Genomic DNA, 24960 nt, shown 5'->3' on the forward strand with positions numbered 1-24960 from the left:
TTAAATCAGCGCTAAATTTATACTATCCATTTTTAAAAAAAGTGATTGATTTATAGCTAGTTCTTAAGAATAAATTTATGCATTTTGTTTACTAAGATCTCGCTGAGCTCCCATATAGCTTCCAATTACATTTTGATAACCTGGAAGATTACTAGCAAGTAAATTGCCAAAACCTTCGACATCGTTGCGCCAATCGCGTTGTAGTTCGCACGCTACGCTAAACCAGTTCATAAGTTGCACGCCACTATGTGCCATACGCGTATTGGCAGCTTCTGCAACTTGTTTACTGAAAGTTCCTGAAGCATCAGTAACAGCAAAAACTTCATACCCAGCTTTTATAGCGGAAAGTGATGGGAAGGCAACGCATACATCCGTAACTACGCCCGCGATAATAAGTTGTTTTTTTCCAGTTTTTTCGATTGCTTTTACAAAATCGTCATTATCCCATGCGTTAATTTGTCCAGGACGAGCTATTTTTGGAGCGTTAGGAAAAAGATCAACCAATTCTTGCATAAGTGGTCCATTAGGTCCGTTTTCAAAGCTTGTTGTTAAAATAACTGGTAAATCAAAAAACTTAGCAGTATGAGCAAGAGCCAAAACATTGTTCTTAAATTCATCAACACCATAGTCACGAACAAGTCCAGCCATAAGTCCAGTTTGATGATCCACTAAAAGAACGACAGCTTCATCTTTATTAATACGAGAATAGAGATCAGACATTATGTATTCCTCCTAAATTAAAGTAATGAAGAAAGTTTAAACATTGGATTATTTACCATGAATTTCCTCATTTTCCGCAATCACTTTATAACTAAACTTATATTTATGCCAATAATTTTCTTGAAAATCAGAAAAAACGTCAGATTTATTTTTAAAAATGCTTACTCTACTTCTTTATCTAAAACAAGAGTTTTATCTTTCCAATTTATAAATTGTTGTAAATAACGCTGAAGATAACGTTTTGTTTGTTCGTCAGTAAGCACTTTCTGATCGGAATCAATCTTTTCATGTACTTGAGAAATCAGTACTTTTTGAAATGGAAGAACATGAACTTGCATAGTTTCTAGTATTTCTCTGATTTGCATCTGAGCATAAACAGTACCTAACCCCCCAGGAGTTGCTCCGATTAGGCCTACCGGTTTTCTGCTAAGAACTGCGGATTCCCGGGGTCTTGATGCCCAGTCCAATGCATTCTTTAATACGCCTGGAATTCCAGAATTGTACTCTGGACTTACAATAATGATACCGTCAACGTCCTGGATAGCAGATTTAAATGATGTCACTGTTTCTGGAACACTTATTTCTAAGTCTTCATTAAACAAAGGTAGATTATTTATCTCGATCCAACGAAATTGATGGGAATCATCCATCTCTGTTAATGATTGAGCAATGATTCGATTATAAGAGTTTTTTCGTAAACTACCACAAATAAGGCCTATTGTTTTTGTCATATATTTCCTCCCTTGTTAAAATCACCTCATCATACCACGATATACCAACGTAAAAAAGTGGCTTTATGCCTAATGATCAAACTGTTTAATTTAATGAGGTGTTTAGTACAAATAATCTAGGATGTAAGGGTCTCTCATTGGTTTTCTTATTATTGGATTGTGTTTGCAAGCTATGGCAAATAGACTATGTCTATATTATTTCCTCTTCGAATAAACATATATTTCCAGTTTGCTATTAACTATAAAAAAATTGGAGGGATTGCAGAAATGGAAGAAAAGAAAGTTGCGTGGTTAGAACTATTTTATGATTTGTTGTTTGCGACGGTTTCGGTTGCAAATCATGTTTTACTTCATGTTGAAGATGGTCATATCCATATAGAGTATTTAGTGAAATTCGTCTTAATTTTCATTCCGATCTGGTGGGCTAGGGAGAGGCAAACCATCTTTGTTAACCGTTTCGGAAAAGATTTATTTTATTAACGAATCTTTTTGATTCTGCAAATGTTATGTCCTAATAATGACATCAAGCCTGTCAGCAGATTTTGATCCTTATTATCTTTCTTTTTTGATAGGTTATATTGGGTTAAGGGCCGTGACTGCGATCCAATATCTTATTGTCCAGCGGATAGAAGCAGGAGTTCGTAAGCAAGGAGCACTCTTTCTAGGAAGATATTTTTGGATTGGAATCGTTATTTCATTATTATCCGTCTTTTTTGATTCTTGGATTCGGTATGCTGAGTTGTATTTCGGAATTCTTATCGATATTATTATCCCACTGCTTGGAAGAAAGTGTTTAGAAAAGGTTCCGACTAATACAGCCCACTTGTTAGAGAGATTTGGTCTATTTTCCATTATTCTCTTTGGGGAAGCTCTTATAAGCACTCTTGCGATGATTCATCCTAAACAAGGAAATTGGGATTCAATAAGCTTTGCGATCATTTCATTTATCCTCATTATTTCGATGTGGTGGCAATATTTCGATAACATGGAGAAGGAACTCAACAAGTCCAGACAAACTTCCGGTCAAATTATTATTTACGGTCATCTGTTGATTTTTATGTCATTGAGTATGGTTGCAGCTTCCATTAGACTACTATTTTACATGGGGTCCTATATTCTTTTATCCTATATTTTGTTTTTGGATATGCATTGCTCTATTTTCTGTCAACTACAATTGCTTTTCATCAATACAGGTGTGAACAACACCATTTGAAAATTTATCATCTTTGCTTGTTTTTAGGGATTTTACCAGTCTTTTTTCTTTTTAATTTGATTGTAGTAGTACCAAATATTATGATAATAGGACAATTAACCCTGTTTTTTATCATCTATGCTAATTAACAACTACATAAATAAAAGCATCAATTAAACCAGTATCAATCTATAGTGCTGGTTTATTTGTATATATTGGTATTCTTTCCATTTGATATTGAATCAGTTTATCCATAAGTTGATTGAAATAAAAATGGTATTGTGAATAATTTCCATGCTTCTTTTTTTAATAAAATTAAAGATCCAATATTTATAGACAATAAAAAACTTTGGACAAAGGAAAAAACACCCATAAAGTCGCATATACAATTATCGACAAATTGGCGATGCTTTTTTAAGGTTAGTGTCTAACCAGAAATAAAAAGAGGAGTGAAAATAAAATGAGTAAAAAAACGATGGGTATTCACCACATTACTGCAATTGTTGGTCATCCTCAAGAGAATGTTGATTTCTATGCAGGTGTATTAGGTTTACGTTTAGTGAAAAAAACTGTCAATTTTGATGACCCAGGTACCTACCATCTTTATTTTGGCAATGAGGGTGGAAAACCAGGAACAATCATGACATTTTTCCCATGGGCAGGAGCTAGTCAAGGCAAAATTGGTGATGGTCAAGTAGGCGTTACATCATATGTTGTTCCAAAAGGAGCTATGAAGTTCTGGAAAAAAAGACTGGAATCCTTCAATATTCCTTTTACCGTAAGGGAGCGCTTTAGCGAGGAATACTTGGAATTTGATGACCCGCATGGGCTACACTTGGAAATTGTTGAAAGGGAAGAAGGGGAAGTAAATGCATGGACCTTTGGCGGGGTAACACCTGAGGTAGCTATTAAAGGCTTTGGCGGTGCTACTTTATTATCGACCCATCCTGACAAAACGGCTGTATTGTTAGAAAACATATTGGGACTAGAATTAATCGGCAAGGATGGCGACTTTGCACGTTACCGTTCTTCAGCAGAAATTGGCAATGTCATTGACTTAAAATTAACGGCAATAGGACGCGGGACAATGGGTGCTGGAACCGTACACCACATTGCATGGCGGGCAAAGGATGATCAAGACCAATTGGAATGGCAAAAATATGTTGAGGAAAACGGATATGGGGTAACTCCTGTACGAGATCGAAACTATTTTAATGCGATTTACTTTAAAGAACACGGGGGAATTCTCTTTGAGATTGCAACAGATCCTCCAGGATTTGCTCACGATGAACCTGAAGCGACGATGGGAGAAAAATTAATGTTGCCAAAGCAGTATGAACAGTCTAGAGGGCAGATTAAACAAAGTTTAATACCATTTGAGGTAAGAGAATTAGAGTTGTGAGCTGGTTAGCTGTTACAAATTATGCAAAATTAGGTGAGATTTTTTCCATAGAGAGACCTAATTAATTTCTTGATCAAATTAATGAAGAGAATGGGAATGGTGAGGTTGCAAAAAACAACAGGGATCCATCATATAACAGCAATGGTGAACGATGCCCAAAGAAGTATTGATTTTTATGCTGGCATACTGGGGTTAAGACTTGTAAAAAAGACGATAAACTTTGATCGTCCAGAAGTCTATCATCTTTATTTTGGAAATGAAACTGGTCAACCTGGGTCTGTTATAACTTTTTTTCCGTGGTCAAAGCAGTTAAAAGGTCGAATTGGAACAGGACAGGTTGGTGTAACCAGTTTTATAATCCCGAATCAATCGATTGAATTTTGGGAAAATCGTTTAGGGAAATTTAGAATTAGGTTTATTCAATCAGTACGTTTTGGAGAAAAATATTTACAATTTCAAGATCCAGATGGTCTCGAAATTGAATTAGTGGAACGAAATGAAGGGCCAAAAAATAATTGGAGTTTTGGGGAAGTCGATTCAGAGGTTGCAATTAAAGGGTTTGGTGGAGCTATATTAATTTCAACTCAGCCTAATAAAACTGCAAATGTGCTTGAAAACGTATTAGGGCTCGAATGTCTTGGGCAAGAAGCGAGCTTCCTTAGGTTTAAATCGGATGGTCAGTTTGGAAATACAATTGATATTAAGCTAACTCCTTCGGTTCGCGGGCTAAAAGGGGCTGGAACTGTTCACCATATCGCATGGAGGGCAAAGGATGACCAAGATCTATTGAGATGGAGAACACTTCTTCAAGATAAGGAGTATTATCCGACTGAGATTCGTGATCGCAACTACTTCAAAGCTGTGTATTTCCATGAACAAGGCGGTATCCTTTTTGAAATAGCGACAGATCCGCCAGGCTTTTCCGTTGATGAAGCTGTCGCTAAGCTTGGAAGTAAACTGATGTTGCCATCTTGGCTGGAGCCAAAACGAGAAGAATTAGAAGAAGCCTTACCTACTGTGGAAGTTCGCGTTCTGGAGGGAGATCAATCATGAAACATATATTTAATAAGGGTAAAGATTCAACGAAACCAACGTTATTATTACTACATGGTACTGGCGGAAATGAATTAGATTTATTACCTATAGCGGGAAGGATTGATGACGAGGCTTCAGTGCTAAGTGTCCGCGGAAATGTATTGGAAAATGGAATGCCTCGATTCTTTCGGAGATTAGCTGAAGGTGTATTCGATGAGGAAGATCTGATTTTCCGTACAAAAGAATTATATGAGTTTCTTGATGATTCTGCTGCAAAGTATAATTTTGATCGAGAAAACATGATTGCCATTGGATACTCAAATGGAGCTAATATAGCTGCTAGTTTATTATTTCACTATCAAAATGCATTAAAGGGAGCCAGTCTCCATCACCCGATGGTACCGAGAAAAGGAATTGTTCTTCCTGATTTGTCAGGAAAATCAGTATTTATTGCTGCTGGTAAAAATGATCCTATATGTTCGCCGATGGAATCTACTGAACTTCAATCCTTATTTGAAAAGGCTAATGCAAAAGTTGAAATTCATTGGGAAAATAGGGGGCATCAATTGACTGTTGATGAAGTTGAAGCTGCGGCTCACTGGTATCGTAGGGTCTTTTAAACTTTAGTAATACAAATTAATTTTTTTGTAAATAACTTAAACTTTGCAGAGTGAAATCGATAAATAAGCCTTGATGTTTTAGGAAGGGCTGTGATTCTTAATTCCAACTTAATTGGAGTTGCTTAGAAATCTTTAATTCGATTTTTAAGTTTAGTTTTTTCAATATTATTTAATAATTTACACACCTTGGTTTAAACAAATAAATTGTAATCTAATAATATTTTTTGAATAATTTTACAATTTAGATAGTAGGGAATATAATAATCCTATAAACATTTTTGCAAAAAATATGTAAATGTTTTGGAGTGAAGAGTTTTTTTAGAGAAGCAAAAATATAGGTTTAATTCATGGGAGGAAATTTATATGGCAAAATTTACTGTAGGTAATGAAAATCATGCTCCAATTGAACTTTATTATGAGGACCAGGGTTCAGGGAAACCTGTTGTCTTAATACATGGTTGGCCTTTAAGTGGACGCTCTTGGGAATATCAGGTGCCAGCTCTTATTGAAGCAGGTTACAGAGTCATAACATATGATCGTCGAGGATTCGGAAAATCATCCCAGCCATGGGAAGGATATGAATATGAAACATTTGCTTCCGATTTACATAAACTGTTAGAACATTTAGATCTTCAAAATGTCACACTTGTTGGTTTTTCTATGGGTGGAGGTGAGGTAGCTCGATACATTAGTACGTATGGAACAGATCGTATTGAAAAGGCTGTTTTTGCTGGAGCAGTTCCTCCTTATTTATACAAATCAGCGGATAACCCTGAAGGAGCATTAGATGATGCAACAATTGAAGAATTCAAAAGTGGCGTGATAAATGACCGCCTTGCATTTCTTGACAAATTTACGAAGGGATTTTTCGCGGCGGGTAATCAAACAGATTTAGTTAGTGAGCCATTCCGTTTATATAACTGGGATATTGCAGCCAGTGCCTCACCTAAGGGTACGCTCGATTGTATAACGGCCTTTAGTAAGACAGATTTTAGAAAGGACTTGGAAAAGTTCAATATACCTACTCTTATTATTCACGGAGACTCTGATGCAACTGTACCTTTTGAGTTAAGTGGAAAACGTACATATGATTCCATTCCTGGCAGTAAGCTCGCTCTAATAAAGGGTGGTCCGCATGGGTTAAACGCAACTCATCCAAAAGAATTTAATGAAGCGTTACTAACATTTTTAAAAGATTAATAAAGTAATGACGATCCTATTTCAAATGAGAAGGAGGGGCAGTCTTTCTTTTTATAAGGTTGTAGGAAAACTCTTAATATGAGGCAGAAGTAGAGTGTCGCTAACTTTTAGTATAAATCACTCGTAGCCATTATTATTACACTGGTATCAGGGATTGATTGGATAATTCTACACTTTTCAATACCCTTTTTGTTAACTGCAATTGCATTTTTGGGTTCTGCTAATAAAAAAGTTAGCTGTGATATATACAGTATTATAGCTATTAGCAGATCTAGGGCACCCCGAGATGTACTTGACCTTAATTGTTATAAATGTATTTCTAAAGGAAAAAGGCAGTCTAATACTTTCCTAGTTAATAGAAGAAACTCGTCAAAAAAGGAGCCTTTGCCCATAGTGGTAAAGGCTTATTTCTATATTTATTTCCCATTTCCGTCCTTGCATCGAGACCGTGCTTTAACTGAAAGAGTGAATGACTTTTTCTTCTTTCGGTCTCTCTATCAACTGTTTATCAATTCTATCTCTACTTTGAATTATTCGATTTGTTTTAAAGTTATATTTATGTGAATGTTTATTTAATTATTTTATTTAAACTAACAGCTACTCCTATAAGTGTTAATAGAATCTTCGATATTCAAATACATACTTGTAGGAAATTTATACTTTGTATAAAACACTACAGCCGTTCCCCATACTAATATAGTCCAGACATATCCTTTTCATAATTCATCATATTTTGACCAATATTTCTAAAGTAAAGGTAAATGGAAGATGAATTTTGCCTTAATATAGTTACTGAGTTAATTAATTTATTCTCGTAACTATAACCAATGAAGGGGAAACAGTATTGGATTGTTTTATGGGTTCAGGATGAACAGGGCAGGCTACTATAAATCTAAATCGGAACTTTATTGGTTCAAATTAGACAATGATTACTTTAATGATTTACATAAATTTACGACAAGTTACATGATGTTGTTGCTGTTTGAAACCTTCTGAAGCCATCGAATTACCACCTCTTGTGACAATTACGAAGAAGGACTGCGGGAATGCAGCCAGTCAATCTTGTATTAACCGGGGTGGGATTTTGTGTGGCCCTTTCAGGTCTGATGCTTGTCCTTGTTTCACTGCTGATTGACAAAAGGTTGATTTTATTGCAAATTGGCTGTCAGGGAACATATGGGGTTCAGACCTGCTATGCTCATTTCCTTTACACTGTACAAAGCGACTTGGCTGAATCTTTTTGGGGTGAGTGAACCTGTGCCAATAGGCTTAGGTGTATCAGTTGAAAAAAAGGGCGATCCTGTTGCTGACATCGGTTGCGCTTGCAGCAGCAGCTGTCTTTGCCGCAGGAGGCAGCGCCTTCGTCGGGCTCAGGGGCCGCACTTTGCAAAAGCTCTGGTCGGACCTCGAAATCAGCTCTTCCTGCCGGTAGCGATTCTGATCCGCGCCTGGCTGCTGCTTCTGGCAGATACCATCGGAAGAAACATACTTGAACCCAAAGACATACCTGCGGGGATTATGATCGCTTTATAGGGGCTCCTTATTTTATGTATTTGTTAATGAAGAGTAGGAGAAAAAGCATAATTTTTGTAAAAGCTGAAGATGTCTTCAGCTTTTTTTGTTTGCCTTATCATCTTCAAATCTCTGGCGCAGCGCAAATTGGAACATAATATAAGCCCGAACTGCGAAATATAACGATACATGCAATTACACGAATCCTACTTAAGCATGATTGACTTGGTTTTTTGATTTGATATAGTTTTAGGATGCTAAAGTGAGAAGATAAGATCAGACAAATAAAAAGAGCATTCTGCGAAAGGGGGTGCCTCCTTTGAAAAGCATACAAAGCCGTTTATTGATCATGCTGCTGATTTTCATCGTTCTGCCCTACTTCCTGTCCGTTTTTTTCATCTACACTTACACAAAAAACAGTGTGGAGCAGTATGAACTTGAAAACAGCCGGGAGCAGCTTCAGAAGAATGCGGATGAACTGGAGCAGTATTTTGACGACATGATTGATTTTCCATATATTCTGTACCGCAACCCTGATCTGTTTCGGATTTTTAAAAACGGCTTCGAAGACTCCATATATTTCAACCCTATGACCATGGAAAAGAGTCTCGAAACCTTTTATCTAATGAGAAACGAATTCCGGCAAATCCGTTTCTATATTGCTAAAAACAATGAGTCATTTACTGTCTATAATGCAATGATCAGCACACACAGGTACCAGCCGGATTTTCTGAAACAGGACCCGATCAAACAGCTGTATACATCTGACTCACAATATTTGATTGAGCCGCCCCACCCTCTTGAGAATTACAATAATGCAGCCATTGTTCCAAAATCGGACAAAACGATGGTGATGACTTTTCACCACAAAATTATAGACGTTCTTTCTAAAAAGTTTCTTGGGATGATTACAATCGACATTGATTTGGGCGAGTACGCCCGCATTTGCAATAACCTTGTCCAGGGAGACGCATCTTCAGTTTTGCTTATTGATTCAAAAGATCGCGTCATGTATGCAAATGATCGTGCCCTGATTGGAAAACCTCTTCCTGCCGATGAAAAGCAACGTCTTGACGGGAATAGGAGCCAGCAAGATGATGATATTCTCTTATCAAAAGAGTTATCAGGGTCACTGAACGGCTGGAAATTGATTAAGGTCATGTCGAGCCAGGCTTTATATGAAGATGTCAGGAAAACCGCCTATACCAATATCCTTGTCGGCGTCGGCGTAGGAATACTGGGTTTGCTGATGATAGGCATTATCTCAAATAGGATTACCCGTCCCATTACGAGGCTGAGCAGCAAAGTCCGTTCCATTGAAGGCGGAAATATGAATGTCCCTTTTGATGATACCAAAAGCGATGAAATTGGCCATTTGGAGTCACACATGAAGGACATGATGAACCGGATCAATTCCCACATTGACCGTGAATATAAGCTTGAAATTGAAAACAGGAAGAACCAGTTCAGGGCGTTAAAATCACAGGTTAATCCTCATTTTTTGTTTAACGCTTTACAATCCATCGGCGCTGTTGCCCTCAGGTCGAATGGACCAAAGGTCTATCAATTGCTGACTTCGCTGTCCAAAATGATGCGCTACTCAATGCAGGCAGATCAATGGGTACGGGTTCGGGATGAAGCTGAGTATACAAAAGCGTACCTCTCCCTTCAAACAGAGCGTTTTGGTGAAAATGTAAGGTACTCGGTCAATATCGATGAGTCCATTTTGGACATGACTATTCCAAGTATGATTCTGCAGCCCCTGGCAGAGAATTTCTTTAAACACACGTATGAGGAAGGTTACAGCGATGCTCATTTGTCCATTAACGGGGAAAAACAAGGAAACGATCTGTGCTTTACTGTCGAGAATGATGGTCCGGGTCTGACGGAAGAAGAGCTTCAGACTCTACGGGAACATATCTATACAGCCCCTTACGAAGGGACTTATTCGCATGAACATATCGGCCTGAAGAATATTCGTGACAGGCTGCTTCTAGGGTATGGACCAAGTGCAGAAATGAAAGTAGATTCGAATGACGGACTGGGGTTTTCCGTCAGCATGAGGATCCCGATAAAGAGCCCCTTGGGAATGATAAAGACTTACTTCAGGAAAGGAGATGAACACGGTGAAAGCACTGATTGTCGATGATGAATTCAATGTGCGGGACGTAATACGCCATTTAGGCCAGTGGGAAACTCACGGCATCACCAAGCTATTGGAAGCCAAAAATGGCCATGAGGCAAAATCACTGATTGAAAAAGAACGCCCGGAGATTATCTTTACAGACGTGAAAATGCCCGGTATGGGCGGAATCGAACTGATTGAGTGGCTGGATTCCATTTCCTATCCTGGGAAAGTTATTTTCATTACTGGTTATAACGATTATTCCTATATGCGCAAAGCCATTCAGCACAGCAGCTTTGATTACCTGCTGAAGCCGATTGAGTATGAGGCGTTCAATCATACACTGGAAAAATCGGTACAAGCCTGGAAGGATGACTTTGAACATGCTGAAGTGCTGGAAGATGTGAAAAAACTGCGGAGAAACCAGTTAGCCACTGCGATATGTCTCGGGGACCGTTCAGATTCAAACAGCCTTGCCGAGTTTCTTCCTGAATCTGAGGGCTATATGCTGACGCTGCTCTCCTTTTACCAGATGCACAATCCGGATCTCTATATCGAAAAGCTTTCAGATGAGCTTACGGACCGCAAATTAGGAAATGCGTTTTCCCTGCAGACGGATCTTAACCTCTGCCTTGTTATCACCATTCGCGATCAATGGCTCTCCGTTGAGGAATGGATCAGTCAGGAGTTCGATATCCCGGTAAGGCTTGTAACTGAAGAGCAGGTCGAAACTTTATCGGATATAAGGACCTCGTTTCAGGCTCTTCAGAAAAAGCTCGAGGAACAAAACTTCCGTTCCATCCACCGTCTGGATGAAATAGATGCCGCTCGCCGCATGGAAGACATGGTTTCCTATGTTGACATGTATTATATGGAGGATTTGAGTCTGGAAAAGCTGTCGAATGTTTTCTTTTTAAGCCGCGAACATATCTCAAGAAAGTATAAGCAAGAAACCGGAATGACCCTGTCCAAATACATCACGGAGCTTAGAATCAGCCAAGCAAAGTCGTGGCTGAAACAAAAAGACAAAAGCATTTATTCCATCTCGACCATGCTTGGCTATCAAGATGAAATCTACTTTTCAAAGCTATTTAAAAAGGTCGTCGGCATGACGCCTTTTGAGTTCAGGAACAAGAACGATCAACATGAATCTAAAGGGGTGACATGATGAAAAACAGGCTTTTATCCCTTTTGTTAATCGGAGCCGTCAGCCTGCCTCTTTCTGCCTGTCAGGATGAAGCCCCACCAGAAAAAACAGAAAAGACAGAGCGGAAAATCACGCTGGATTTAAGGAATCCGAAAGTGGAAATCTCCACTCAATTTGAAGAAATGACGCGTGCCTATGAACGGGAAAATCCTCACGTCAATATCAGGGTACATACTGTTGGAGGGGCAATGGATGACCTCGCCGACCTAAAAGCCGAAATGGCGACCGGCACTGGTCCGGATATCTTTACAAACAGCGGCTATGAAAATGCCAAGCTGTGGCGGAACTATCTGGAGGATCTTTCAGGGGAGCCCTGGATTAATAAAGCATACAAAGAATCCCTGACGCCAGTCACATTGGACGGGAAAATTTACGGGATGCCGGTTAACCTCGAAGGGTATGGCTTTATCTATAATAAGGATCTATTTAAACAAGCCGGCATTACTGACCAGCCCGCCACTCTTTCTGAATTGACAGCAGCTGCCGAAAAGCTGCAGAATGCAGGCATTACTCCCTTTGCAACAGGCTACTATGAAGACTGGAAATTGGGAGACCATCTAATGAATGTTGCTTTTGCCCAGCAAAAGGATACTGATGCTTTTATAAGAAATTTAAATAACGGAACGGAAAAAATCAGTACCAATCAAACATTTAAGGATCTCCTTGCCCTGCTGGATCTCACCATAAAGTACGGAAACGATAATCCACTGTCTACGGACTATACAATGGAAGTGAACCTGTTTACCTCCGAAAAAGCAGCCATCATTCAGCAAGGCAACTGGATTCAGCCGATGATCGATCAAGCTTCGCCTGACATGGACATCGGTTTTATGCCGATTCCGATTAATGACCGACCTTTAAAGGAAGCCCTTGTCGTCAGCGTTCCAAATTATTGGGCCGTAAATAAACAGTCCATTCCTGAAAAGAAAAAAGAAGCAAAGAAATTTTTAAATTGGATGGTGTTGTCAGAACAAGGAAAACGGTTCATGACGGAAGAATTCAAATTCATTCCTGCGTTTAAGAACATTAAAACTGATGATATAGGGCCGCTCGCAGAAGAAACACTTCGAAATTACAAGGATGGGAACACCGTCCCATCTAACTGGTTTCACTTCCCAGTTGAAATTAGGGAAGAATTCGGAGCCGCGACTCAGCTCTATGTCGGGAAACAGCTGAACCGCAATCAGCTGCTCAATGAATATCAGAAGTCCTGGGAGAGGTTTTCGAAGGAATAGCCTCTTGCCGGGGCTTTTTTTGCCTTTTACAACTGCGATATCAATATACGACTAAATTCCAATCAATATGTGGCATACCTCTCTTTTCAGGAATCGCCTATAATTCTATTGTACTAGCAAACACGTAAAACACGAGGAGGAAGATTTATGAACTTTAGCAGGCTTGCCAAACAGGCAACAGCAGGAATACTTAGTACTGGCATTCTATTAAGCGGTACTGTCACCCAATCATTTGCAGCTCCAAAGGATCCGGCGGATTTCAAAGAAACGTACGATACTTCACAAATCACTCGATCAGCTATGATAGATATGATTAATCAGCACGGTGATACTAGATATGCCGTTCCTAGGTTTGACGAATCCACAATTAAAAACATCCCTTCTGCCAAAAAAGTAACGGAATCAGGCGAAACCATTGATTTAGATGTGTGGGATACATGGCCATTGCAAAACGCTGATGGAACTGTTGCAGAGTACAAAGGATATCATATCGTTTTTGGATTAGCAGGCGATCCTAAAAATGCGAGTGATACGTTCATCTACATATTCTACAAAAAAGTGGGCGACAACTCCCTTGATGCTTGGAAGAATGCTGGAAGAGTATTTGATGACAATGATAAAAACGTTCCAAATGATCCTTACCTAAAAGAGCAAGCCGAAGAGTGGTCAGGTTCTGCAACCTTCACTGAGGACGGGGAAGTTCGCTTATTCTATACAAACCGTGAACCGTATATACCTGAGTCAGGGAATTATGGGAAACAAACCTTGACAACCGCTCAAGTAAACCTTTCAGAGCCAGATTCTGAAACATTAAAAGTGGATGGTGTTGAGGATTACAAATCCATCTATGAAGGCAAAGACAGCAAGTACTACCAAACTGTAGATAAATTTGTAGAGGACGGAAATTCCGCTGATAATCATACCTTCAGAGACCCTCACTATGTAGAAGACAACGGCCGCAAATACCTTGTGTTTGAAGCAAATACGGGTACAGAATATGGCTACCAAGGCGAAGAATCGCTATACAATAGAGCTTATTATGGCAACAGCAATAAATTCTTCCAGGGTGAGAAAAACAAACTTATGCAAAGCCCTAAAAAAGAGTTAGCTGAACTTGCAAACGGTGCAATTGGAATTATTGAAGTAAACGACGATTATACATTGAAAAAAGAAATGAAGCCATTGATTGTTTCAAATACGGTCACAGATGAAATCGAACGTCCAAACATCTTTAAAAAGGACGGCAAGTGGTATTTATTTACAAGTTCAAGAGGATCAAAAATGACCATTGATGGAATCGATAATCAAGATATTTACATGTTAGGCTACACGTCAAATTCCTTGACTGGCCCATATAAACCATTAAATAAAACGGGCATCGTCCTGCATCAGGATCTAAATCCATATGACATCACTTGGAACTATGCACACTATGCGATCCCGCAGGCTGGCAGTGATAATGTTGTAGTGACAAGCTACATGACAAACAGAGGTTATTTTGAAGACAATAAATCTACCTTTGCCCCAAGCTTCCAGCTTAACATTAAAGGGAAACAAACATCGGTAGTAAAAGACAGTATTCTTGAACAAGGCCAGATTACGGTTAAGTAGTTACCAGTGAAAAGAAAAAGAAAATGTCAGGAAAACTTGGCATTTTCTTTTTTCTATTTAAAAGAGAAAAGTGGTGAGTTTAAGTGAACAAAAAGAAATATAAGATGGTTGGATTATTCGTTCTTGGATTATGGATGGTTATTTGCATAGGAATTTTGATTCATTCATTTTATAAAACAAAAGAAGGTAATCCGCCAAATAAGGTAGAAAAGCACTCATACCGGGCTGCCTATCATTTTACTTCTCCTGATCATTGGAAAAACGATCCACAGAAGCCCCTTTACTATGAAGGAAATTATCATTATTTTTACCTTTATAATGGAGATTACCCGGATGGCAATGGTACAGAATGGAGACATGCCACCTCTAAAGATTTGATTCACTGGAAGGATGAGGGAATTGCCATTCCAAAATATACGAATCAAAATGGGGATCCATGGACAGGGTCAGTCGTGTTTGACAAGGAAAATACAGCTGGGTTTGGAAAAGAGGCTTTTGTGGCGATCGTAACACAACCATCTAAGGATGGCCAGAAACAAGAACAATTTCTATGGTACAGTACGGACAAAGGAAATACGTTTACCTCTTACAGTGACGAGCCTATTATGAAAAATCCAGGAACGAAGGATTTTAGAGATCCAAAAATCATCTGGGATAACACGAATCAAAAATGGGTCATGACCATGGCCGAAGGATCGAAAATAGGTTTTTATGAGTCTTATAACCTGAAAGATTGGCACTATACGAGCAGTTTTTCCACTAAGAACATTGGAGTTTTAGAGTGCCCTGACCTTTACCAGATCCGCGCTGATGACGGGACAGTAAAGTGGGTGCTGGGCGTCAGTGCAAACGGAAAAGCAGCAGGGAAACCCAACACCTATGCATACTGGACAGGAACGTTTAATGGAACGGAATTTCTTCCAGATAACAATGAACCGCAATGGCTAGACTATGGTTTCGATTGGTATGGCGGAGTAACGTTTGAAGATGGCAAGGCAAGTGACAAATTAGACAAACGCTATGCCCTCGCTTGGATGAATAACTGGGCCTACGCCAACAATACGCCGACATTAAAAGAAGGGTTTAACGGAATGGATTCGATCGTCCGTCAAATTGAACTAAAGCGTGAAGGCGAGAATAAGTATTATCTTTCTTCACAGCCTTCAGAAGCATTAAAAGAATTGACAAGCTCAACGAATTCTTTTAATGAAATCGAAGTGGATGGCTCGGAAACACTTGATTTTAAAGGAGATGCCTATCAAATAGAGGCGGATCTCTCATGGTCGGATTTTAAGAATGCAGGATTTAGGCTCAGGGAGTCAGATGATCAAAAACGCCACGTTGACGTAGGCATCTCTGCAGAAGGAAATTACTCTTATGTCAATCGGGTATTCACAGATCAACCTGACGAAACGAATCAGTTGGTTGAAAGTACTGCACCATTTGATGTCAGTAAGAAGAAGGTACATTTAAAGATTCTCGTCGATAAAACGAGTATTGAAGTTTTTGTGGATGATGGAAAGGTTGCTTATTCAAACTTAATATTCCCTCTTGCCGAAGATAAGGGAATTACTCTCTTCTCCGAGGGCGGCAAAGCGATCTTTAAGAATATGAAGGTTACACATTTTGATCCGATTAATTGAATCTCATCTTGGCAGATACCTTTCATATGAGTACACATACATTCTTTTATAAGAAATAACTCTTCAAATATGAAAATTTACTAAAAGGGGCCCCACCAACATTTCGACATAGAAAAAGCCCGATTTCTATAAGCTAAGACTGTCTTAATGTACTGAAACTTATCTTTGTCATAGTAACTGATCATAGAAAAATGTATGAGTTATGGAACATAAACAGATGAGGAAAATCTTCATAAATCCTTCAGCTAAAATGTGTTAAGAAACTTAGGTTTTCTGAACAGAACCTTAGTTCTTAACACCTTACGGAAAAGATACAATTTTAGGTTTTATTTCTCCCAGAAACACTTGGGTTTAATCGATACTCATATACCATATAATTTCTCCCGTAATACAACCCTGTGACAAGGAGGGGCATCTTCGGTTCAATGACAGTAAAGGAAATTTATAAAAACCATCGAAAGTTTTCCTAGTAAAGTAAAGGGGGTAGCCTCGCAGGACTTAGCTAAAATGGGACTCATTATCGTAACGTCCACCAATAAAGACGTTTGGGATAAAAATGGATATCTTGAGTCGCTTGGAAAGCCAAGGATTACGCAGGTGAGGGAGGCCGATATAGCTCCGTCGATGCAGAGAAAAAAAACGCGAATCAAGCGAGCCGAAGCGAACATGAATATGGCAGCAAGCAAGAATAACAGGGGGAAATTTAAGGGGCACTTACCCCAGTATGTAGACAAAGTGGGTTCGGAAATCAACATCCCAATTATATAGGCAATAAACTGCAGGTCCAATCATATAGACAAGGGAGCTACGGTTTGTAGACTACTATTATCTAAAAGTTAAACCAAAGTTGATTGGAGAGAAAGGTGCGAGACTCCTGCGGGAAAAACGCGTCCAGGGGAGACCCCGCAGGCGCAAAGGCGCCGAGGAGGCTTCCCGGACCGCCCGCGGAAAGCGAGTGCCTGGAGCGAAAATCAACATCTACAACCATAAAAAAACTAAAGGCAAACTCAATTTTAATCAAGTTTGCCTATAGTCTCAGGTAAGGGACGATTATACTCTTACCTTTTTTGAATAGTTTTGACAGTTTATCTGGCCTTTTATACTACTTAACAAATATGGTCGTCATACTCGGTTTTCAAGTAATTCATCATCCTTTGTTTCTGGTGTGAATAATGAAAGCAATTAAAGTAATAGGAAAAGTCGTCAAAAAAGAGAGGGTTTTTATCATCGAAGCCATAAGAATTTAAAAAATCCGAGATTACTTTTTCTTGTTCCACTACATCGAACAATCCGGATATATAAAAATGATAACTGAATTTATCATATAAAAAAAGATATCCTGTATCATCAAAAATATTTTTCACTGTATGACCATCCAATTCTAACTCACTCCTTCCTTATCAATATACCTTTTTATCCATGAAATTATTCAGTGCTCATCTTTCAGGGAATATTATTATATTTATTGCAGCGTGTTTTTTATGCCTTCAATACATTAAAGGTATGGAATAAATGCAGGCAGCAAGAATAGGGAACGAAAAAAGCACATCCAATAAGGATGTGCTTTCATAAAAGTGTTATTTGTACATTTCAGCGACTTGTTTTTGCAATTCGCCATTTTCAAGGTACTCATCATAACTCATTTGCTTATCGACTGTACCTTTTGGAGTAAGTTCAATGATCCGGTTCGCAATAGTTTGGATGAACTGATGATCATGAGAAGAGAAGATCATAGATCCTTTAAAGCTGATTAAACCGTTGTTTAATGCCGTAATCGACTCTAAGTCCAGATGGTTGGTAGGTTCATCAAGCATTAGGACGTTCGAACCGCTTAACATCATTTTGGAAAGCATACAGCGGACTTTTTCGCCCCCTGAAAGTACACTTGCCTTTTTCGTGACTTCATCGCCAGAGAATAACATTCTGCCCAAGAAACCGCGCAGGAAGCTTTCGCTCTGGTCATTAGGAGAATATTGACGAAGCCAATCTACAAGATTTAAATCGACACCTTCAAAGAATTCAGCATTATCTTTAGGGAAGTAAGCCTGAGAGGTTGTAACGCCCCATTTGAATGAGCCGCCATCCGGTTCGATTTCACCTGCCAAGATTTTGAACATTGTTGTTTTAGCAATCTCATCTTTACCGACAAATGCAATTTTGTCGCCTTTATTCATCGTGAAGCTGACATTATCCAATATTTTTACGCCATCGATCGTTTTCGAGATTCCATCTACACGAAGCAGGTCGTTCCCGATTTCACGTTCAGGAGTAAAGCCGACATATGGATAGCGGCGTGAAGAAGGCTCGATGTCATCCAAGCTGATTTTATCCAATAATTTCTTACGGGATGTCGCCTGGCTCGATTTGGATGCATTGGCACTGAAACGCGCGATGAAATTTTGAAGCTCTTTGATTTTTTCTTCTTTTTTCTTATTGGCATCTTGAGTCAGTTTTAGGGCAAGCTGGCTTGATTCATACCAGAAGTCATAGTTACCGATATAAACTTTGATTTTACCGAAATCAAGATCCGCGATATGTGTACAAACCTTGTTAAGGAAGTAACGGTCATGGGAAACTACGATAACAGTGTTTTCAAAGTTGATTAGGAATTCTTCCAGCCATTTGATCGCCTTTAAGTCCAAGTGGTTGGTAGGCTCATCCAGTAATAGAACATCCGGTTTACCGAATAGTGCCTGGGCAAGCAATACTTTAACTTTGTCGCCACCGTTCAATTCAGCCATTTTCTTCGTATGAAGGTCTTCTGTAATCCCAAGGCCTTTTAAGAGGATTGAAGCTTCGGGTTCAGCTTCCCATCCGTTTAATTCGGCAAATTCCCCTTCAAGCTCGGCCGCTTTCATTCCGTCTTCATCGGTGAAGTTTTCCTTCATATAGATGGCATCTTTTTCTTGCATGACTTCATATAATCTTTCGTGTCCCATAATGACGACTTTAAGGACTTCTTCCTCTTCATAAGCGAAATGATCCTGCTTTAAAACGGCAAGGCGTTCGCCTGGCCCCATATGGACATCACCGGATTGTGCTTCAATTTCACCGGAAAGGATTTTTAAGAAAGTGGATTTACCGGCACCATTCGCACCAATCAGGCCATAGCAGTTACCAGGAGTGAATTTTATATTAACATCTTCAAACAGTTTACGATCGCCATAACGTAAACCAACATTATTTACTGTAATCATTTATTTACATTCCTCCAAAATACTTTTGTTTCAACGTGTTCAACACTTTGTTTCATTAGTTTTACGCTGATTCATACAAACAGCAGTTTACGATCTTGTATGTTTTAAACTGTGCATCATTTAAATTGTATCTTATTTCTTAGGAAAATTAAAGGCAGATTAGTAAAAACAAACGTTTATAAGCAAAAATTACACAAGGATTTAATTTTGTTTATAAATTGCAACCTATAAATGTAAGTACTATTTTTTTATTGACTACGATTATGGGTATAAAGTCTCATTATACAACAACCTTATAATTGGTAATATAGGTAACTGTAACTAATACAATGGGGGGAACATATATGAGTGATTCAGTAGGTTTTTGGAAACGTCTTTTTGCAGGTGTTTTGGACGGCATAATAGTATCAGCACCATTAGCGATAATTTTCGGGGTGATTACCGGTGATTGGGAAAATGAAAATTTTTCAACTCTTTTTAACTTTCTTTACATGGTGATTGTCCCGATACTATGGTATGGCTATACAGTTGGTAAAAGGATTATGGGAATACGCATAGTAAGGATGGACGGCAAAAAATTAGGCATAGGCACTATGCTATTAAGGTATTTAGTTGCTGCTTTGGTATATGCCATTACATTAGGGATAGGGTTTATTGTCAGTGCATTCATGGTTGGCATAAGGAAAGACCATAGATCGATACATGATTTCATAGCAGGTACATACGTGACATCAAATGAACCATGAATAACGGATAAGCAGTTTAATAGCTGCCTTTTTTTGCGAAAATACAGATTCAAACCCGATATGATTTTTTAAATATGGAGGAAATTTAGCCGATTACTTTATTGTACGGTATTTAGGTATAAATATTACATTGGAAACCACGATAGAATATATATATCGGTAATACAGTGGCAGTTAGGAAGCTAAAGAGCACTTAACCTTAATGGTCAAGTGCTTACGATCTTGATTTATTTCATTTTGAAGACGTCCTTGATATGCTCGTGTTTCTTTGCGTACAATTTTCTTTTCAAATTTGCGCTTATTCGCATTGGCTTTCACATGTATGGAATCGACGAATACGTGTTCAGCACTTATTAACTTTCTATCAGCGGCTGTTATTCGATAGAAAATCTGTTTTATCCAAGTTTTTAAACCTAGTTGATTGGAGCGAGTGCCTGTAGTGGAAATCACGTCCGAGCTTGTACAAGAAAAAAATGTAGACAAACTCAATTTTCATTGAGCTTGTCTACATTCTGAGCACTTAACCTTAATGGTCAAGTGCTTTTGTTATTCAAAACCTCTTTATTTTGATTGATGATGATTTTATTTCTTAAAATCATTTCTTTATTATTAAGCCCAACATTGAGTTCTTTGGTATCATTCACTTTTTCCAGCAGTGAAATTACGGATATTTCCAGTAATTCAGAAATAGGCATTTGTGTTTTGGATGATAAAATTTCAAGTTCATGGATTAATTTAGGGGATAGCATTGGTTGTTTTTGATTTATTTCCATGACAGAACCCGCTTTCTTAAAAAAGTTATGTAATTGTCACTTAAGTATATAATGTCAGTTTCCGATAAAACATTAAAGTTGCGTTATTTATGTTAAGAGTTGATGACAATTACAGAAGAAAGGCATAACCATGAATGTCTCAGCATAAGTCAACATACCAAAGCTAAATCCAATCTGGAATATATCGTGTATTCTTCGAATTATATGAAATATCAGGGAAGGTACATTACAACTATATAATTCTATGTCTCCAGATTTGTCAACCATTGGCTTTTCTGATAGTATAAATGTCCATTTCGTCTTAGCATCGGCATTTTAATAAGTTTGATCAATATAAAAGGAAGGGGAGTGATTTCATTGGGTAATCACCCTGATTTTGAACAGGAACGACAGCGGCTGGATTTTACAAAACGTTATATCGATGTAGTCATCAAAACATCAGAAACAAGCAAAGATCAATTCCAGCGGAATATGCAAGAAGCCTTTGGCGATGCCGATTGGTCTGAATCAGCGTTATATTCACAGCTGCTGACGACGGCCAACTTTTTTGAGATGTCCAAAACCGAACTTGAAAGTTTACGTAAAGCAAGTAAAAAACCTTACTTTGCAAGAGTGGATTTTGAAAGGAATGATGGGGAGAAAGGCGAAGTCCTTTATTTCGGAAAAGCATCTCTTTATCAGAGGGAAAGCCAGGAACAGATCATCGTCGATTGGCGTTCACCGATTGCAAATCTGTATTATGAGGGACGGATTGGTGAAATAGAATATGAAGCGGAAGGGGAGACATTCAGCGGGAACATCACTTTAAAAAGACAGCTAATGATAGAAGAAGGTGTCTTGGAGGAGATAAGGGACATTGATTTGACAACAACGGATGAATTGTTGCAGGAATCCCTTTCCAAGAGTTCCAGCAATCGATTGACGGATATCATCACCACGATCCAGGAAGAACAGAATAAAATCATTCGGGCAGATTTGAATAAACCTATCATTGTCCAGGGCGCAGCGGGCAGCGGTAAAACCACAATCGCTTTACATAGGATCTCTTATTTCATTTACCACTATAAAGACTTGTTCGATCCGCGACAATTAATGATTCTTGCTCCGAGCCGGGTATTCATTGATTACATATCTGAAGCTTTACCTGAATTGGGTGTCGAAAAGGTAAAACAATTCACGTTTTCCGAATATGTTCAGGCAGCGATAGGAAAGGAAGTGAAGCTTATAGCGGATGATAAATTAACGCGATTGCTGGAAAAGGATGATGAAGAAATTAATTCAGCCGTCTGGATATCAGGTCTGAAGGGATCCCCTGCCTTTAAATATATATTGGACGAATATATAAAGGATATTTTCAGTGGGTTTCATCCGGATGCTGATTTTTATTGTGATAAATATCGCCTCTATTCCGCTAAGAAGTTCATTAGATTATTGGAAGAGGATTATTGGTATTTACCATTATACAGCAGGCTGGACAAACTGAAGGCCATTTTACAAAATGAAGTGAAATTAAAAAAGAAAACAATGCTTGAACGTGTTGTTGATCTTTATGATGCCAAAATCGAGAAGGCGCTCTATAAGAATATCGATCCAGTCATACGCAAGGAATTTGTTACAAAATGCCTCGATAAAAAAGAGGAAAGGATAGGACAGATCCAAAAGGCGATCCGTTCTTCTGTAAAAGCGTATTTTAAGCAATTCAAAAGTAAAGATCTCCTGGAGTACTATCAGGAATTATACCAAGATCCAGAGCGTCTCGCCTCATACAGCAACGGTAAGCTTACTGTTGAAGATGCCAGGGTTTTATGTGAGTACAATCATAAATTATTTTCTGCTAATAGTTATGAGATGGAGGACTTAGGAGCACTATTATATCTTCAGGAGCGGCTTTTCGGTGTCGATAAAGAAAACAAAGCAAAAAATGTCGTCATTGATGAGGCACAGGATTATAGCTTCATGCAGTTACAGGCCCTAAAGACGGCAGTGGATACCGATATGTTCACACTTGTAGGCGACCTTGCACAAGGCATCCATTCATACCGCGGACTTCAAACATGGGAAGAGGTTCACAGTCGTATTTTCCCCCGGGCGACGTATACTGAACTACAAAAAAGCTACAGAACAACTGTTGAAATCATGAAACAAGCTAATGAAATACTTCAGTTATTAACATACGATTTCCCGGAAGTTGAACCCGTGGTCCGGCATGGCAAGGATCCAGAATTCATTTACATTGAAAAGGAAGGTTGGGAAGAAGAACTGATCGAGCTGATTGCAACCCTTAAAGGAGAAGGTTTTAAAACGTTTGCCGTTATTGCCAAAACGATGAAAGATTGCAAGCTGGCAAATGAGAAACTAAGTGAATTCCATCAAAGCTTTCATTTAATAGATGAAGCGGGAAACATCCCTAAAGATAAAACATTGATTGTTCCTTCCTATCAAGCCAAAGGTCTCGAATTCGATGTCGTATTTGCAATATCCCTCGAAGAAGCGTATTGCCACGAAAATGAACTTGATATCAAATTGCTGTACGTAACAATGACAAGGCCATTGCACAGGCTATATTTTTTAGGTAAAGAGAAAAATGCTTTCCTTATTGAGACATGAAAGGGGGAGGGTGGAATGCCACCACCTCCTCGTGAAATGCTCATAGATGCAAAAGGATATCCTGAATATCTTCCCATCCGAAACCGACTTCGATAAGCTCGACGCCTGCCATTTTAACGGTTTTTTCAGCTATCACTTGACCTCCAAGTGCTTTGTAAAAACCGCATGATGGGTTATCCTTTAATGCCCAGATTATTAAATTCTTATGTTCCATTTTCATAAGCTCATGTATGACCGCTTTTATCATTTTTCGTCCAAGTCCCTGTTGTTGATATTCTTTTAAAAAATAAATGGCATATACTTCACCTTGAAAATGGGGATCATTCGTTTGTTCTGGTCCCCCGGCAGCGAAACCGATGATTTCCCCATTGGCGTTTTCCGCAACAAAGGTAGCATTATGCAGCATTTTTAAATTCCTTAGCCAGTTTTTCTTTTTGGCTTCCAGATTCATGGAAGACAAATATTGATCCGGAAGGATTCCTTTATAAGTTGTTTTCCAGCTGTTTATATGTACAATTGCTATTCCATCTACATCTTCTTCTATGGCTTTCCTTATCTTCATAAAAAACACCTTCAGATTTTCATATTTCCCCTTAGAATATCATGGAAAAAGTGAATAAGCATTTTATTTATGTTTATAACTGCTTGAGAAAGGATAAGAAATAAAGGAGTGATCAACCAGGTGAAGGGAAGGATGAGAAAGATGAAATTGAAAGTTGGTTTTTATTTTCCGGGCGGCAAAGAACTAGAGCATGAGGTTGAAGGCGATGATTCAACTCAAATGATTTCAAATATTCAAAAGCACCGTTATTATAATTTAGTTAAAGGCGATTGCCATTATGTCGTAGATACGGAAAAAGCAGCATATTTTTCTGTAACAGAAATATTGGATTGAGAATGAACCGCATTGGACTTTTATTCCATTGCGGTTTATTCTTTTTGTTGTAAGGAAACCGGAAAAGGAGTATCGTCAATGAAAATCAATTTTACCAAGAAACAGTATGAAACATTATTCAAAATGGTTCAGTACGGATATTGGGTTGCTTCCGATACTGAAGATAATAAAGAATTCAGTGAAATGGAACAGTATATCAATTCCTTTGCGAAAGATTTCTGCATGGAAGGAGTACAGTTTATAAAGGATTACGAAATGTATGATCTGAGCAGGGAATTGGAGGATCAACTTCATACAGTCATAAATGAGTATGAAGATGGAGTGTTCAGGGATAAGCTTGCCTACCATTTGGCTAGGAAAGAGTTCGCCTTGGAGTCGGAAAACCATGAATACAATCAGGAGGAAGCGTTTAAACGTATCATGGAGCTCGAGGAAAAATATCATCTTCATATTGAAGAACACGGGTTAGGGAAATTGAAAATAGAAGAATAAAAAGAGAGAGGACGTAA

The 24960-nt window shown here is 38.6% G+C and carries 19 protein-coding genes and 4 pseudogenes; 16 read left to right on the forward strand and 7 right to left on the reverse strand.

Annotated elements, in window-relative coordinates; genetic code table 11:
• Positions 1–75 precede the first annotated feature (75 nt).
• Positions 76–720, reverse strand: a complete 645-nt coding sequence (ycaC, locus tag A6755_RS13170; protein ID WP_063590909.1) for an isochorismate family cysteine hydrolase YcaC — start codon at positions 718–720, stop codon at positions 76–78.
• A gap of 161 nt (positions 721–881) precedes the next feature.
• A complete protein-coding gene (locus A6755_RS13175; RefSeq protein ID WP_063590910.1) occupies positions 882–1451 on the reverse strand; it encodes an NADPH-dependent FMN reductase in 570 nt (189 codons plus the stop codon).
• Positions 1452–1718: 267 nt separating this feature from the next.
• Here A6755_RS13175 and A6755_RS13180 point away from each other — a divergent pair.
• The 12 genes and pseudogenes from A6755_RS13180 to A6755_RS26055 all read left to right on the forward strand — a co-directional run.
• Positions 1719–2792 (forward strand): annotated as a pseudogene (locus A6755_RS13180) (low temperature requirement protein A).
• 311 nt (positions 2793–3103) lie between these two features.
• Positions 3104–4045 (forward strand): ring-cleaving dioxygenase, encoded by a 942-nt coding sequence (locus A6755_RS13185; protein ID WP_063590911.1) that lies wholly within the window; start codon positions 3104–3106, stop codon positions 4043–4045.
• Between the two features lie 96 nt (positions 4046–4141).
• The gene (locus A6755_RS13190) at positions 4142–5098 is read left to right on the forward strand and encodes a ring-cleaving dioxygenase (protein WP_377307312.1); all 957 of its coding nucleotides are present in this window, start codon (positions 4142–4144) and stop codon (positions 5096–5098) included.
• Positions 5095–5700: an alpha/beta hydrolase gene (locus tag A6755_RS13195; RefSeq protein ID WP_063576003.1), complete on the forward strand. Its 606-nt coding sequence runs from the start codon at positions 5095–5097 to the stop codon at positions 5698–5700. The genes A6755_RS13190 and A6755_RS13195 overlap by 4 nt, the downstream gene beginning before the upstream one ends.
• A 363-nt stretch (positions 5701–6063) precedes the next feature.
• Positions 6064–6900, forward strand: a complete 837-nt coding sequence (locus A6755_RS13200; RefSeq protein WP_034307338.1) for an alpha/beta fold hydrolase — start codon at positions 6064–6066, stop codon at positions 6898–6900.
• A 1034-nt stretch (positions 6901–7934) separates the two neighbouring features.
• Positions 7935–8465, forward strand: a pseudogene (locus tag A6755_RS26050) (iron chelate uptake ABC transporter family permease subunit); the annotation flags it as partial.
• Positions 8466–8731: 266 nt separating this feature from the next.
• Positions 8732–10561, forward strand: a complete 1830-nt coding sequence (locus A6755_RS13215; protein WP_063590914.1) for a sensor histidine kinase — start codon at positions 8732–8734, stop codon at positions 10559–10561.
• Positions 10539–11705 carry a response regulator gene (locus A6755_RS13220; RefSeq protein ID WP_063590915.1) on the forward strand — a complete coding sequence of 389 codons (1167 nt, stop codon included), beginning with the start codon at positions 10539–10541 and terminating at the stop codon, positions 11703–11705. Before A6755_RS13215 ends, A6755_RS13220 begins: the two co-directional genes overlap by 23 nt.
• The gene (locus A6755_RS13225; RefSeq protein ID WP_063590916.1) at positions 11705–12979 is read left to right on the forward strand and encodes an ABC transporter substrate-binding protein; all 1275 of its coding nucleotides are present in this window, start codon (positions 11705–11707) and stop codon (positions 12977–12979) included. Before A6755_RS13220 ends, A6755_RS13225 begins: the two co-directional genes overlap by 1 nt.
• 147 nt (positions 12980–13126) lie before the next feature.
• Positions 13127–14590: a glycoside hydrolase family 68 protein gene (locus A6755_RS13230; RefSeq protein ID WP_034307331.1), complete on the forward strand. Its 1464-nt coding sequence runs from the start codon at positions 13127–13129 to the stop codon at positions 14588–14590.
• Positions 14591–14694: 104 nt separating this feature from the next.
• Entirely contained in the window at positions 14695–16233 is a 1539-nt protein-coding gene (locus tag A6755_RS13235) for a glycoside hydrolase family 32 protein (protein ID WP_063592542.1), read from the forward strand.
• Between the two features lie 407 nt (positions 16234–16640).
• Positions 16641–16929 (forward strand): annotated as a pseudogene (locus tag A6755_RS26055) (SPFH domain-containing protein); the annotation flags it as partial.
• 410 nt (positions 16930–17339) lie between these two features.
• On the opposite strand, the gene A6755_RS13245 reads toward A6755_RS26055, so the two are convergent.
• On the reverse strand, positions 17340–17612 hold the full coding sequence (locus tag A6755_RS13245) for a hypothetical protein (RefSeq protein ID WP_053535268.1): 273 nt from the start codon (positions 17610–17612) through the stop codon (positions 17340–17342).
• A gap of 198 nt (positions 17613–17810) precedes the next feature.
• Positions 17811–19430, reverse strand: coding sequence for an ABC-F family ATP-binding cassette domain-containing protein (locus A6755_RS13250; RefSeq protein ID WP_034307325.1), 1620 nt, complete (start codon positions 19428–19430; stop codon positions 17811–17813).
• A 344-nt stretch (positions 19431–19774) separates the two neighbouring features.
• Here A6755_RS13250 and A6755_RS13255 point away from each other — a divergent pair, with 344 nt between their 5' ends.
• Entirely contained in the window at positions 19775–20176 is a 402-nt protein-coding gene (locus A6755_RS13255; protein ID WP_063576010.1) for an RDD family protein, read from the forward strand.
• A gap of 213 nt (positions 20177–20389) precedes the next feature.
• On the opposite strand, the pseudogene A6755_RS26680 reads toward A6755_RS13255, so the two are convergent.
• Together A6755_RS26680 and A6755_RS13260 are read right to left on the reverse strand one after the other, a co-directional pair.
• Positions 20390–20572 (reverse strand): annotated as a pseudogene (locus A6755_RS26680) (IS5/IS1182 family transposase); the annotation flags it as partial.
• 137 nt (positions 20573–20709) lie between these two features.
• Positions 20710–20949 carry a hypothetical protein gene (locus tag A6755_RS13260; protein ID WP_057277417.1) on the reverse strand — a complete coding sequence of 80 codons (240 nt, stop codon included), beginning with the start codon at positions 20947–20949 and terminating at the stop codon, positions 20710–20712.
• Between the two features lie 348 nt (positions 20950–21297).
• Between A6755_RS13260 and A6755_RS13265 the strand changes: the two genes are divergently transcribed.
• A complete protein-coding gene (locus tag A6755_RS13265) occupies positions 21298–23556 on the forward strand; it encodes a HelD family protein (protein WP_244889666.1) in 2259 nt (752 codons plus the stop codon).
• A 40-nt stretch (positions 23557–23596) separates the two neighbouring features.
• Here A6755_RS13265 and A6755_RS13270 read toward each other — a convergent pair whose 3' ends face one another.
• Positions 23597–24118: a GNAT family N-acetyltransferase gene (locus A6755_RS13270; protein WP_063576011.1), complete on the reverse strand. Its 522-nt coding sequence runs from the start codon at positions 24116–24118 to the stop codon at positions 23597–23599.
• Between the two features lie 141 nt (positions 24119–24259).
• On the opposite strand from A6755_RS13270, the gene A6755_RS13275 reads away from it, so the two are divergent.
• Positions 24260–24451, forward strand: coding sequence for a hypothetical protein (locus A6755_RS13275; RefSeq protein ID WP_034307314.1), 192 nt, complete (start codon positions 24260–24262; stop codon positions 24449–24451).
• A 78-nt stretch (positions 24452–24529) separates the two neighbouring features.
• Positions 24530–24943, forward strand: a complete 414-nt coding sequence (locus A6755_RS13280) for a hypothetical protein (protein ID WP_063590919.1) — start codon at positions 24530–24532, stop codon at positions 24941–24943.
• Positions 24944–24960 lie beyond the last annotated feature (17 nt).

Origin of the sequence: Peribacillus frigoritolerans (genome assembly GCF_001636405.1) — a bacterium.
In the GTDB taxonomy this organism is placed as follows: domain Bacteria; phylum Bacillota; class Bacilli; order Bacillales; family DSM-1321; genus Peribacillus; species Peribacillus frigoritolerans.

Bases quoted from the DNA above. Each gene is read 5' to 3' on its own strand.
- ycaC (WP_063590909.1), bottom strand. From the start codon at position 720: ATGTCTGATCTCTATTCTCGTATTAATAAAGATGAAGCTGTCGTTCTT.
- A6755_RS13175 (WP_063590910.1), bottom strand. From the start codon at position 1,451: ATGACAAAAACAATAGGCCTTATTTGTGGTAGTTTACGAAAAAACTCT.
- A6755_RS13185 (WP_063590911.1), top strand. From the start codon at position 3,104: ATGAGTAAAAAAACGATGGGTATTCACCACATTACTGCAATTGTTGGT.
- A6755_RS13190 (WP_377307312.1), top strand. From the start codon at position 4,142: ATGGTGAGGTTGCAAAAAACAACAGGGATCCATCATATAACAGCAATG.
- A6755_RS13195 (WP_063576003.1), top strand. From the start codon at position 5,095: ATGAAACATATATTTAATAAGGGTAAAGATTCAACGAAACCAACGTTA.
- A6755_RS13200 (WP_034307338.1), top strand. From the start codon at position 6,064: ATGGCAAAATTTACTGTAGGTAATGAAAATCATGCTCCAATTGAACTT.
- A6755_RS13225 (WP_063590916.1), top strand. From the start codon at position 11,705: ATGAAAAACAGGCTTTTATCCCTTTTGTTAATCGGAGCCGTCAGCCTG.
- A6755_RS13230 (WP_034307331.1), top strand. From the start codon at position 13,127: ATGAACTTTAGCAGGCTTGCCAAACAGGCAACAGCAGGAATACTTAGT.
- A6755_RS13235 (WP_063592542.1), top strand. From the start codon at position 14,695: ATGGTTGGATTATTCGTTCTTGGATTATGGATGGTTATTTGCATAGGA.
- A6755_RS13250 (WP_034307325.1), bottom strand. From the start codon at position 19,430: ATGATTACAGTAAATAATGTTGGTTTACGTTATGGCGATCGTAAACTG.
- A6755_RS13255 (WP_063576010.1), top strand. From the start codon at position 19,775: ATGAGTGATTCAGTAGGTTTTTGGAAACGTCTTTTTGCAGGTGTTTTG.
- A6755_RS13260 (WP_057277417.1), bottom strand. From the start codon at position 20,949: ATGGAAATAAATCAAAAACAACCAATGCTATCCCCTAAATTAATCCAT.
- A6755_RS13270 (WP_063576011.1), bottom strand. From the start codon at position 24,118: ATGAAGATAAGGAAAGCCATAGAAGAAGATGTAGATGGAATAGCAATT.
- A6755_RS13275 (WP_034307314.1), top strand. From the start codon at position 24,260: ATGAAATTGAAAGTTGGTTTTTATTTTCCGGGCGGCAAAGAACTAGAG.
- A6755_RS13280 (WP_063590919.1), top strand. From the start codon at position 24,530: ATGAAAATCAATTTTACCAAGAAACAGTATGAAACATTATTCAAAATG.